This window comes from Serratia odorifera (genome assembly GCF_041448735.1).
Classification (GTDB): Bacteria; Pseudomonadota; Gammaproteobacteria; order Enterobacterales; family Enterobacteriaceae; genus Serratia_F; species Serratia_F odorifera.
The window spans coordinates 216,998-228,512 of the sequence record NZ_JBGMUT010000001.1 but is presented as its reverse complement, the minus strand read 5'-3'; the positions used below and the strand labels follow the sequence as shown (position 1 = coordinate 228,512).

Below are 11,515 nucleotides of genomic sequence, written 5' to 3'. Positions count from 1 at the left end.
CTGAAAAATGCGGCGCCCCCGCGCTAGGCACGGTGGACAGCTTGCGTCCGCCAGTCAGGTACAGTAGCCTTGATCCACCCTTTTTCAGATTTGTGCGCGTAAGGCCTCAACATGTGGAAACGCCTGATTATCAGCCTTTTCGTCATCACCGCGGTGTTGATGCTATCGGCTATCGCGCTCGATCGCTGGATCAGTTGGAAAACCGCGCCCTATATTTATGACGAGCTGCAACAGTTGCCAAACCGTCAGGTTGGCGTGGTACTCGGCACCGCCAAATATTACCGCACCGGTGTGATCAATCAGTATTACCGCTACCGCATTCAGGGAGCGATAAATGCCTACAACAGCGGCAAGGTAAAATACCTGCTGCTGAGCGGCGATAACGCACTGCAGAGCTATAATGAACCGATGACCATGCGGCGCGATCTGATCGCCGCCGGCATCGCGCCGAGCGATATCGTGCTTGATTACGCCGGATTCCGTACCCTGGATTCAATTGTACGCACCCGCAAAGTGTTCGACGCCAATGATTTCACCATCATTACCCAGCGTTTTCACTGCGAGCGCGCGCTGTTCATTGCCCTGCATATGGGCATCCAGGCGCAATGTTTCGCCGTGCCGTCGCCAAAAGACATGCTGACGGTGCGGGTGCGCGAGATTTTCGCCCGTCTGGGGGCGCTGAACGACCTGTATATCCTGAAACGCGAACCACGCTTCCTCGGCCCGCTGATACCGATTTCCTCGATGCACAAGGTGCCGGAGGATGCACAGGGCTATCCGGCGGTGTCGCCGGAACAGCTGGTAGAGCTGGAACATAAACTGGCCGCAGAGAAACAGAAAGCGCGCGGCAAATCATAATCGCACGCGCGCCATCGGCGCGGCACAAACAACAACGGCCAGCAATTGCTGGCCGTTGTGTTGTTACTGCGCAATTGATTACTTTTTCTTGGCGTACTTGAGCGAATCCAGCGCCACGGCGAAAATAATGATGCCGCCCTTGATAATGTATTGCCAATACGGATTGACGCCGATATAGGTCAAACCGTAGTTGATAACGGTGAAAATAATAACCCCGGTCACAACCCCCAATACCGTGCCGACGCCGCCGGCAAATGACACCCCGCCGACCACGCAGGCAGCAATGGCATCCAGCTCATACATAAAGCCCAGATTATTGGTAGCGCTGCCGATACGCCCGGCCTCCAACATGCCGCCGAAGGCATAGAACACCCCGGACAAGGCATAAATCAGGATCAGGTTAAGCGGAACGTTAACGCCGGAGACTTTCGCCGCCTCGGGGTTACCGCCGATGGCGAAGATGTTTTTGCCAAAGCGGGTCTTGTTCCACAGGATCCAGACAAAAACGATGGCGATCAACGCATAAAAGGTGATGTACGACAGTTTGAAATCGCCGAACTTCAAGAAGCCCTGCGCAAAGCTGGAAAAACCGGGATCAAAGCCCGCCACCGGCGACGCACCGACCGAATCGTAATACAGCGAGTTGATGCCGTAGACGATGATCATGGTGCCCAGGGTAGTAATGAACGGCGTCACGTTCAGGTAGGCAATAATCAGGCCGTTAACCAGACCGATCAGCGCACCGATGGCGCAGACCAGCAAAATCACCAATGGAATCGACCAGGTCTCCATCTGCGGGAACACCTTGTTGACGTTATCCATCGATTGCAGCAGCGTTGCTGCCACCACCGCCGCCAATCCCACCTGGCGACCGGCCGACAGATCGGTACCCTGGGTAACAATCAGCCCCGCCACGCCCAGGGCGATGATAATACGTACCGAAGATTGGGTCAGGATATTGCTCAGGTTCATCAAGCTGAGAAAGGTCGGATCCTGAATAATGATGATTGCCAGTAAAACCAGCAACACCATATAGATGCCACCCTCTTTAAAATAGGTGAATAACGTTTTTTTGTTTAGCGCGCTCATAATTCGTTTCCCTTAAAGATGCAAGGAGGCTAAGCGTAAGATTTCATTTTGCGAGGTCTGTTTGGTATTAACGATGCCCGCAACCTGACCATTACTCATCACCAATATTCTGTCGGTAATCCCCAAAAGCTCCGGCATTTCGGACGAGATGATAATGATCCCCTTGCCCTTTTTCGCCAACTCGGTCATCAACTGATAAATTTCAAACTTTGCGCCAACGTCAATACCGCGCGTCGGTTCATCCAGCATCAATATTTCCGGCTGGGTCAGCAGCCAGCGACCAATAATCACCTTCTGCTGATTACCGCCAGACAGGGAACCGATATTGGTACGATGCCCCGGCGTTTTTACCCGCATCGCGTCGATCACCCATTGGGTATCGCTTTTCATGCGCGCATTATCCAGCAGGCCGATCTTATTTTTATAATTGCGAATATTGGAAATCAGCGAGTTAAAACCGATATCTAGAAAAGCATAAATACCGGTCGAACGCCGCTCCTCGGTTACCAGGGCAAATCCGTGGTTGATTGCTTCGTTGGCGCTGTGGTTATTAATCGCTTTGCCGTGCAGTGTGATGGTGCCGCTCACTTTCTCGCGAATACCGAACAGGGTTTCGACAATATCGGTACGCTTGGCGCCAACCAACCCGGCGATACCCAGAATTTCACCCTGGTGCAAATCAAACGACACGTCGCGGATCGACGGTTGGCGCAGTGATGTCAGGTTCTTCACCTGTAAAATCACCTCTCCCGGCGTATTCTGGCGATCGGGAAAACGCTGGCTCAGTGAACGTCCGACCATCATGGCGATGATCTTGTCCATATCCAGCCCTTCCAGCGGCTGGGTAGCAATCCATTGGCCGTCGCGCAGGATGGTTATTTCGTCGCACAGCTGGAATATCTCCTCCATCTTGTGCGAGATATACACGATGCCGCAGCCGCGCTGTTTCAATTTACGGATAATGGTGAATAAATGATTGACCTCCTTTTCTGTTAATGACGAGGTTGGCTCATCCATAATCACTATTTTTGCGTCATAGGAAAATGCCTTGGCAATTTCAATCATCTGCATCTGCGACACCGACAGCGTACCGACCTTGGCGCGCGGATCAATATCAATATCCAGCTCGTCGAAAATGCTTTTGGTATCCTGGTACATCTTGTGCTGATCGACAAACAGACCTTTGGTGGGGTAACGCCCCAGCCACATGTTGTCCATGACGGTACGCTGCAATACCAGATTCAATTCCTGATGTACCATGGAAACGCCATGCTCCAGCGCTTCTTTGGAACTTTTAAAATCGACTTCCTTCCCCTGAAAAACAATGCTGCCCGAATCTTTTTTATAAATGCCAAACAGACATTTTAATAACGTCGATTTACCGGCGCCGTTTTCTCCCATTAATGCATGAATGGAGTGTGGACGAACGCGTAGATTGACATTATCCAATGCCTTGACGCCGGGGAATGACTTATTGACGTCGGTCATTTCCAGCAGATATTCGCGAGAACTGTCGGCCATAGATATACCTTAATGTACTGAAATTCCCCGCCGCACGGCCAATGGGTGTTGGCGTCAGGTCGCCGCCGGCGGGGAACGCTAGTCTCTACCCGTGCTCGTTTACGCTGCATCCTGGCCCTGGCCGATCGATGCAACGCGCATAAGCCCGGGTATAACCGAAGTTTATTTAACGAATTGTGACAGGTTGTCTTTATCTACGCCGACGTAAGGAATACGCACCACTTTATTGTCGATCTTGTAATTGGTGCCTTCAGCGGCCGGTTTGCCCGCCGCCAGATTCTTCGCCAGTGCAAAGGTAGCTTTCGCCTGGTTGTCGGCGTCGTTCAGCACGGTACCGGCCATCGCTCCCGATTTCACCAGCGCCAGCGCTTCTGGCAGCGCATCCACGCCGAACACCGGAATAGCCGACTTGTTATGCGCCTTCAGCGCCTCAATGGCGCCCATTGCCATGGCATCGTTGTTGGCGATGACCACTTCAACCTTGCTGGCGTTCGGGCCCGACATCCAGGCATCCACCTTGTCTTTCGCCTGGGCGGTATCCCACATGGCGGTGTCCATCTGCAGCTGCTGGGTCTTAATGCCCTTTTCATTCAGCGTCTTCACTACGTAAGTAGTACGCGCTTCGGCATCCGGGTGGCCCGGTTCGCCTTTCAGCAACACGTATTGAATTTGGCCGTCTTTGTTCAGATCCCAGTTCGGATTGGCCTGCCAATGCTTGGCAATCAGCTCGCCCTGGATAACGCCGGATTCTTTGGAGTCGGTGCCGACATAATAGGCTTTGTCATAGCTGTCGAGCGCCTTGCGCGAAGGTTCCTTGTTGTAAAACACCACGGGAATGTCGTTGGCACGCGCCTTGTCGATCACCACCGGCGCCGCGGCCGGGTCAACCAGGTTGATCGCCAGCGCTTTAACCCCCTTGGCAATCAGCACATCGATCTGATCGTTTTGCTTGGATTGGTCATTCTGCGAATCATTCATCAGCAAAGTGATATCCGGTGCCGCCTTGGCATCTTTTTCCAACGCCTTACGCACCACCGACATAAAGTTATCATCGTATTTGTAAACGGTAACGCCAATGCGGGTATCTGCGTGCGCAGCGCCAAACAGCATGCTGGCGGCCAGTGCGGCCAGGGTGAAAACCTTCTTATTCATTGTGTGTCTCCGGTTTATAGAGGGTCGTTCTCGATGTAATAAGCCAGATTTCACGGCGTGCGCACACGACCGAGCCTGGCAGGATCCCTGTCATCCTTGAATCATGTTATTCCTGAAAATGCTGTGTCAGCGCGCGGATAAATAATCGGTGGCAAGAGCCTTTGCGCCGGAAAACGCCTAGAGCATAAACGGCACTATGTTAATAATCTGTGAATTTTCTCACAGATTGAAAACGGTTACACAAGATTAAATGTTCAGAGAGTGACCACCGCCTCACTTTGCCACGGCGCCACCGAATGGCGTCGTACCAGCGTCGGCATGAACAGATGGCTGGCCTGGGGTTCCAGCTGCCCGGCGGCCCCCTTGAGCGCCAGCTCGGCCGCCAGAGTGGCCATGGATACAATGGGATAGCGTACGGTAGTGAGTTTGGGACTGGTGTAACGCGCAATCGGAATATCATCAAAGCCGATCAGCGAAAATTGCTGCGGTACCGTGATACCGTTTTCTTTTAGCACCGCCATGGCGCCTGCGGCCATGGCGTCATTGTAGGCGAACACCGCGCTTAAACGCAGATTGCGCCCCAGCAGCTCGACCATCCCCGCTTCGCCACCCTGCAAGTCCGGCGAATTAAAGGCGCACCAACTTTCCCCCACCTGCACCCCGGCTGCCGTCATGGCCTGCAGATACCCTTGCTGGCGCAGCGGGCCGTCCTCGATGCCATGGTTGGAGCCCAGGTAGCCGATACGCCGGTGCCCTTGCGATAACAGCAACCGCAGCGCCATTTCCGCGCCGCAGACGTTGGCCAGCCCCACGCAGCGGTGCTCGTAACCGGCCACGATACGGTTAACCAGCACCATGCCGGGCACCTGGTCCATAAACGCCGCCAGTTCGTCGTCATCCAGCGCTTTTGCATGCACTATCAGCGCATTGCAGCGCTGGCGCAGCAACACTTCAATGGCATGTCGCTCTTTTTCCGCCTGATGATAACTGTTGCCGATCAGCAAATATTTGTGATGCTGCTGCGCAACGGTATCAACCGCTTTCACCAGCGCGCCGAAGAACGGATCCGACACGTCCATCACCACCACGCCAATGGTTTCGCTGTTCTGCGTCGCCAACGCCTGGGCATTGGCATTCGGTCGATAACCCAGCGCCGCTGCCGCCTGCAACACTCGCTCGCGCGTCTGTGGGCTGGCCACCGCGCTGTTGTTTAATACGCGAGAAACGGTCGCCACCGAAACGCCGGCACGTTCGGCAACGTCACGAATAGTGATGAGATGGGCTGGACGCATCAAGGATCCTGGTTCGGGGTAAGCTACGTGTGGCGCTATCCTACCCCGAGATCCCGCTCTCCCTACGCGAATTGCGTCACATAAAAGAAAACGTTTACATACATTTTTTTAACTTAACCAGTTTACATCTCGCTTTGCCGCCGGCGATCGCTGTTACCTGCACCAAGCGCTGTCAATTTACGCCATAACCATTCCATCGGTCCCTGGCTAAAATAACGTAGCCACAGGGTAGAAAACAGCAGATTGATTACCCATACCAGCGGTACCAGTGCCAGCAGCTGCAGGCGATCAAACTGCTGATACCAGCCGAAACGGTAGAACAGCGTGGTGCACACCAGCGTTTGCAGCAGGTAGTTGCTCAGTGCCATGCGCCCTACCTGCGTCAGCCAACGGCCAAGCGACAGCCGCGCCAGCTGCGGCCAGAAACCGTAGCACAATGCCAGATAGCCCATCGCCTGCAACGGCGCGCCCAGTTCGCGTGGCACTTGCAGCAGGAAGCCGCTCCAGCGGTAATCCCACTGCAAATGCCATTGCAGCACCACTGCGGGCAGTTGGATCGCCAGCGCCAGCGGTATCAGCCAGGCGGCCTGCCGGCGATAATACCCCGGCGAGAAATGACCACGCAGCCAACCGCTGCGCATCAGGCCCGCACCGAACAGCATCATGCCAGCCAATTCCCAACCGTACTGCGCGCCAATCGCCAACAGGCTGGAAGAGAGTAGATCGACACGATTACGCCAGGCCTCCATCCCGCCCTGCAACTTCCAGAACTGCTCATATTGCAGAACCGCCGGGCCAGGCTGCCAAAAGCTGCCGGGCTCTCCGCGGCTGATAATCCCCAGCAGCAACAGCACCGCGACGCCGATCAGATACAGCACTACGCCGGTTTTCAGCAGCGTAAACGTATCTTTCGCCTCACGGATCATGCGCCAGCACACCAGCCCGATCAGACCATAAGCCAGCAAGATATCACCGTCCCACAGGAAAATGGCGTGCCCCAGGCCAAACAGCACCAACCAGCTCAAACGTGCACGCATCCAGCCCTTGCCGCGGTGCAGCAACAGCTGCAAACCGGCACCAAACAGCAGCGCAAACATCGCCAGAAACTTGGCCTGTGCCAGCAGATCCAGCAACGCCCAGGTCCAGGCGTCATGGAGTGCCGGCAGCCCGGCATAGGCCGGGTTGAGATAGGCTGCTTTTGGCAAGCCAAAGGCGCTGATATTCAGCAACAGAATGCCGAGAATGGCGATACCGCGTACGCAATCCAGGGTTGCGATACGCGGCAAGGGGGCTGTCGATTGGTTATTCATCTGTTTCGCCGTATTTCGCTCATTAAAAAGGCGCCCGCAGGCGCCTGTCGCGTAACGCTGTAACCCTTACCCCTGATGATGGCGTACCGCACGCAGGAATTCCTGACGGGTATTCTGGCTGGACTTGAACAGTCCGCCCAACGAGGTGGTGGTCGTGGCGCTGGTCGCATCGCGGATACCGCGCGCCTTGACACAATAATGGACCGCATCGATAGATACCGCCACATTATTGGTGCCCAGCAGCGTTTGCAAAGCCACCAGGATTTGCTGCGTCAAACGCTCCTGCACCTGAGGGCGCTGGGCGAAGAACTGCACAATACGGTTGATTTTCGACAGGCCAATCACCGCATCTTTCGGAATATAAGCCACGGTGGCCTTGCCGTCGATGGTGACGAAGTGGTGTTCGCAGGTGCTGGTCAATGTGATATCACGCACCGTCACCATTTCATCTACCTTCATTTTATTTTCAATGACGGTGATTTTAGGGAAGTTGGCGTAATCCAGGCCGGAGAAAATCTCGTCGACGTACATTTTGGCGATACGATGAGGGGTTTCCGCCAGGCTGTCGTCGGTCAGATCGAGGTTCAGCAGTTGCATGATTTCCGTCATGTGCTCCTGAATACGACGCTTGCGCGTTTCACGATCCAGCATTTCGCCGCGTAACGGGGTTTCCAGACCGCGCGATTCCAGCGCGGCATGAACCAATGCCGCTTCTTTACTTAATGTAGTCATTTTGTGTGTGTCTCCAGCAGGCTACCCTGATTACCCGTCCAGACTGTTGCCGTAACGTTGAATGATGGAGCAGGGATTGATTCTTGTCTCCGACCGACATTTAACGCCAACAGCGTGAAGCCGATCAAGATTTTGCCCACTGTAAATGAGAGTGAGTCGTTTATCCAGTGATTGTGTTTCAACCAGTGGTGAAAAATCCGCATATAGCACGATCGGGCTGGTTGCGGATTTTTGTTGCTATTTTGTACAATTGCGCGACAAATTGCCCACTGCGGCACGCGCCGGGGTGTTCACCACCAGCAAACCGGCCACCATCAAGCTGACCACGGCGACATACAATGCTGGCTCCAGACGTTGGGTCAGCGCGCTGGACAACGCCGACAGCATCGGCCCCACCAACTGACCGACGGCATAACCGGTAGTCAGCAGGCCGGCCATGTAGCGCGCATGGTTTGGCGCCAGTTCACGGCCATGCTGCAACGCCAGCTGCACCACGCTGAGAAAACCGCCGCCGGTGAACAACGCCCCCAACGCCAGACCGGTGACGCCCGGTACTACCTCCGCACACAGCACCCCCAGCGCCTGTACCCATAACGTCAGCGCCAGACGGGTCTGGGTGGTCAATCGGTGGCGAGTCAGAATACCCAACACAATTCCCAACACCGCCGCGCCGCCAAACACCGGCCAGACAAACTGGGCAAATACGCTGCCCGGGAAACGCTCGCTGGCCATTTGCGACAGAAACGTCGCCGGCAGAATATAGCCGAAGCCGGCCAGGCTGTAGCTCCACACCAGACGTTTCAGCGCCGGCGTCAACACCAGTGGCTCCGGCGTCAGGTTCGGTCGATGCAGTTCCCCAGCGCGCGGTAAATTGACGCTGATGGCGCCAATCAACAGCAATGCCAATACGCCGTACACCAGCCAGGCCTGGCCGGCACTCAGTGCCAACCCGTGGATGCCCACCGCCAGCATGCCGCTGATAAAGATCCCCGCACCGGGGCCGGCAAATACCGCCGCACTCAGCGCCGGACGGCCGTAATGCGCCAAACGCTCGTTGGTCCATGCCGCCACCAGCACCATCGCCCAGCCGCTGGCCCAGCCAATGGCAAAACGCACCGCGCCGTGCCACCACGCGCCTTCTACCCAGGCGGACAGCAGCGTCAGCGCTACCGCACCCCATACGCCCAGCCACAGCCGACGTTCGACATGTCGGCTGGCGCGCATCGCATCGTAGGCTCCGCACAGATAACCCAGGTAATTCAGCGCCGCCACCAGCCCGGCGCTGGTCAGCGTAAACTGATGTTCGGCAATCATCAGCGGCACCTGCGGCGTAAACGCGAAGCGGCCGATCCCCATCGCTACAATCAGAGCCACAAATCCACTCAATGCAATTCTCAATGCCATTTGGCCATCCCAACGGTTAAAAGAAAGTTGCCAGTATCATGCCGCAGTATTACACTCACAAAAACTGAATAATTATCACAAAGTTCATCACGAAAAGAGAAAGGCATGGATCTGACCCAACTTCGCATGTTTTGCAGCGTCGCCGAAACCGGCTCCGTCGCGCGTGCCGCCGAACAGCTGCATCGGGTGCCGTCGAACCTGACCACCCGTCTACGCCAGCTCGAGCACGAGCTGGGTGCCGATCTGTTTATTCGCGAAAAACAGCGCCTGCGTCTTTCGCCGATGGGCCATAATTTTCTGTGTTACGCCAACCGCATTCTGGCGCTGAGCGAAGAGGCGATGAGCATCACCCACGCTGGCGAACCGGCGGGTAACTTTGCGCTAGGCTCGATGGAAAGCACCGCCGCGACGCGCCTGCCCACGCTGCTGGCAGCCTATCACCAGCGTTTCCCTCGGGTTTCCCTGTCGTTGATCACCGGCACCTCCGGCGAAATCACCGAACGCGTGCGCGCCGGTACGCTGGCGGCGGCGCTGGTCGATGGTCCGCTGCAGCACGACGAACTGAACGGTTGTGTCGCCTTCGAGGAACGCATGGTGGCGATCTCCTGTCTTGACCATGCGCCCATCCACAGCGCGCAGGATGCCAAGGGCGAAACGCTGTTTGCCTTCCGCCCCAGCTGTTCCTATCGACTACGGCTGGAATCGTGGTTCAAGCGCGATGGCGCATTGCCCGGTCAGATCATGGAAATTCAGTCATATCACGCCATGCTGGCCTGCGTCGCCAGCGGTTCCGGGCTGGCGATGATCCCCCATTCGGTGCTGACGCTGTTGCCGGGGCATGAACGGGTCAGCATCCATCCCTTGCCGCCCGACATTGCCGAAACCGCCACCTGGCTGCTGTGGCGTCGTGACGCCTTCGGCCCCAACGTACGCGCCTTGAAACAACTGATTATAGAACAGGCTGAAACCCCAGCCGTCGCACACAGCGAACTCGCTTAAAAATCTATACCACTGAGGAGAATGTAATGGAAATGATCAAAACCCGCGCCGCCGTCGCCTGGGGCCCCAACCAGCCGTTGAAGATCGAAGAAGTCGATCTGATGCCGCCGCAAAAAGGCGAAGTGCTGGTGCGTATCGTCGCCAGCGGGGTATGTCATACCGATGCCTATACCCTCTCGGGCAAAGATCCGGAAGGCGTTTTCCCAGCGATCCTCGGCCATGAAGGCGGCGGCGTGGTGGAAGCCGTCGGCGAAGGTGTCACCAGCGTCGCGATCGGCGATCACGTCATTCCGCTATACACCCCGGAATGCGGCGAATGCAAGTTCTGCAAATCCGGCAAGACCAACCTGTGCCAGGCGATCCGCTCCACCCAGGGCAAAGGCCTGATGCCAGACGGCACCACCCGCTTCTTCAAGGACGGTCAGCCGATTTTCCACTATATGGGCACTTCCACCTTCTCCGAATACACCGTTGTCCCGGAAATTTCGCTGGCGAAAATCAGCAAGGAAGCGCCGCTGGAAGAAGTTTGTCTGCTCGGCTGTGGCGTCACCACCGGCATGGGGGCGGTGATCAATACCGCCAAAGTCCAGGCCGGTGATACGGTAGCGATTTTCGGACTGGGTGGTATCGGCCTGTCGGCGATCATTGGCGCGCAAATGGCCGGCGCAGGTCGTATTATCGGCATCGATATCAATACCAGTAAATTCGATCTGGCACGCAAGTTGGGTGCCACCGATCTGATCAATCCGCGAGACTACGACCAGCCGATCCAGGAAGTCATCGTCGAGCTGACCGATGGCGGCGTCGACTTCTCGTTTGAGTGCATCGGTAACGTTAACGTGATGCGTTCCGCGCTGGAATGCTGTCACAAGGGTTGGGGCGAGTCGGTGATCATCGGCGTTGCCGGCGCCGGTGAAGAGATCGCTACCCGCCCGTTCCAGCTGGTAACCGGCCGCGTCTGGCGTGGTTCCGCCTTTGGTGGCGTCAAGGGGCGCTCACAGCTGCCGGGCATTGTTCAGCGCTATCTCGACGGCGAGTTCGCCCTGAACGACTTTATCACTCATACCATGGGCCTGGAGCAGATTAACCAAGCGTTCGATTTAATGCATGAAGGCAAATCGATTCGTTCTGTAATTCATTTCGATAAATAAGCAGGGA

General features: G+C 56.1%; 10 protein-coding genes. 3 read left to right on the top strand and 7 right to left on the bottom strand.

What is annotated here, in order from left to right:
- Positions 1–111: 111 nt before the first annotated feature.
- Positions 112–858 carry an outer membrane permeability protein SanA gene (gene sanA / locus ACCC84_RS01120; protein ID WP_004965313.1) on the top strand — a complete coding sequence of 249 codons (747 nt, stop codon included), beginning with the start codon at positions 112–114 and terminating at the stop codon, positions 856–858.
- Positions 859–936: 78 nt separating this feature from the next.
- On the opposite strand, the gene mglC is transcribed toward sanA, so the two are convergent.
- The 7 genes from mglC to ACCC84_RS01085 all read right to left on the bottom strand — a co-directional run bounded on the left by mglC (position 937) and on the right by ACCC84_RS01085 (position 9,358).
- Positions 937–1,947 (bottom strand): galactose/methyl galactoside ABC transporter permease MglC, encoded by a 1,011-nt coding sequence (mglC, locus tag ACCC84_RS01115; RefSeq protein ID WP_088499630.1) that lies wholly within the window; start codon positions 1,945–1,947, stop codon positions 937–939.
- Between the two features lie 12 nt (positions 1,948–1,959).
- Complete coding sequence (gene mglA, locus ACCC84_RS01110) at positions 1,960–3,468, bottom strand: galactose/methyl galactoside ABC transporter ATP-binding protein MglA (protein ID WP_004965317.1); 1,509 nt, start codon at positions 3,466–3,468, stop codon at positions 1,960–1,962.
- Positions 3,469–3,630: 162 nt separating this feature from the next.
- A complete protein-coding gene (mglB, locus tag ACCC84_RS01105) occupies positions 3,631–4,620 on the bottom strand; it encodes a galactose/glucose ABC transporter substrate-binding protein MglB (RefSeq protein WP_004965318.1) in 990 nt (329 codons plus the stop codon).
- A gap of 254 nt (positions 4,621–4,874) precedes the next feature.
- Positions 4,875–5,912 (bottom strand): HTH-type transcriptional regulator GalS, encoded by a 1,038-nt coding sequence (gene galS, locus ACCC84_RS01100; protein ID WP_004965320.1) that lies wholly within the window; start codon positions 5,910–5,912, stop codon positions 4,875–4,877.
- 122 nt (positions 5,913–6,034) lie between these two features.
- Positions 6,035–7,222: a DUF418 domain-containing protein YeiB gene (gene yeiB, locus ACCC84_RS01095; protein WP_371901468.1), complete on the bottom strand. Its 1,188-nt coding sequence runs from the start codon at positions 7,220–7,222 to the stop codon at positions 6,035–6,037.
- Between the two features lie 66 nt (positions 7,223–7,288).
- Positions 7,289–7,954 (bottom strand): GTP cyclohydrolase I FolE, encoded by a 666-nt coding sequence (gene folE / locus ACCC84_RS01090; RefSeq protein ID WP_004965325.1) that lies wholly within the window; start codon positions 7,952–7,954, stop codon positions 7,289–7,291.
- A 237-nt stretch (positions 7,955–8,191) separates the two neighbouring features.
- Entirely contained in the window at positions 8,192–9,358 is a 1,167-nt protein-coding gene (locus tag ACCC84_RS01085; protein ID WP_273867183.1) for a YbfB/YjiJ family MFS transporter, read from the bottom strand.
- Positions 9,359–9,463: 105 nt separating this feature from the next.
- On the opposite strand from ACCC84_RS01085, the gene ptrR reads away from it, so the two are divergent.
- Together ptrR and ACCC84_RS01075 are read left to right on the top strand one after the other, a co-directional pair.
- The gene (gene ptrR, locus ACCC84_RS01080) at positions 9,464–10,357 is read left to right on the top strand and encodes a putrescine utilization regulator PtrR (RefSeq protein ID WP_198772799.1); all 894 of its coding nucleotides are present in this window, start codon (positions 9,464–9,466) and stop codon (positions 10,355–10,357) included.
- A gap of 26 nt (positions 10,358–10,383) precedes the next feature.
- Entirely contained in the window at positions 10,384–11,508 is a 1,125-nt protein-coding gene (locus tag ACCC84_RS01075) for an S-(hydroxymethyl)glutathione dehydrogenase/class III alcohol dehydrogenase (RefSeq protein ID WP_004965331.1), read from the top strand.
- Positions 11,509–11,515 lie beyond the last annotated feature (7 nt).

Coding starts and splice junctions, on each gene's coding strand:
- sanA (WP_004965313.1), top strand. CDS start 112: ATGTGGAAACGCCTGATTATCAGCCTTTTCGTCATCACCGCGGTGTTG.
- mglC (WP_088499630.1), bottom strand. CDS start 1,947: ATGAGCGCGCTAAACAAAAAAACGTTATTCACCTATTTTAAAGAGGGT.
- mglA (WP_004965317.1), bottom strand. CDS start 3,468: ATGGCCGACAGTTCTCGCGAATATCTGCTGGAAATGACCGACGTCAAT.
- mglB (WP_004965318.1), bottom strand. CDS start 4,620: ATGAATAAGAAGGTTTTCACCCTGGCCGCACTGGCCGCCAGCATGCTG.
- galS (WP_004965320.1), bottom strand. CDS start 5,912: ATGCGTCCAGCCCATCTCATCACTATTCGTGACGTTGCCGAACGTGCC.
- yeiB (WP_371901468.1), bottom strand. CDS start 7,222: ATGAATAACCAATCGACAGCCCCCTTGCCGCGTATCGCAACCCTGGAT.
- folE (WP_004965325.1), bottom strand. CDS start 7,954: ATGACTACATTAAGTAAAGAAGCGGCATTGGTTCATGCCGCGCTGGAA.
- ACCC84_RS01085 (WP_273867183.1), bottom strand. CDS start 9,358: ATGGCATTGAGAATTGCATTGAGTGGATTTGTGGCTCTGATTGTAGCG.
- ptrR (WP_198772799.1), top strand. CDS start 9,464: ATGGATCTGACCCAACTTCGCATGTTTTGCAGCGTCGCCGAAACCGGC.
- ACCC84_RS01075 (WP_004965331.1), top strand. CDS start 10,384: ATGGAAATGATCAAAACCCGCGCCGCCGTCGCCTGGGGCCCCAACCAG.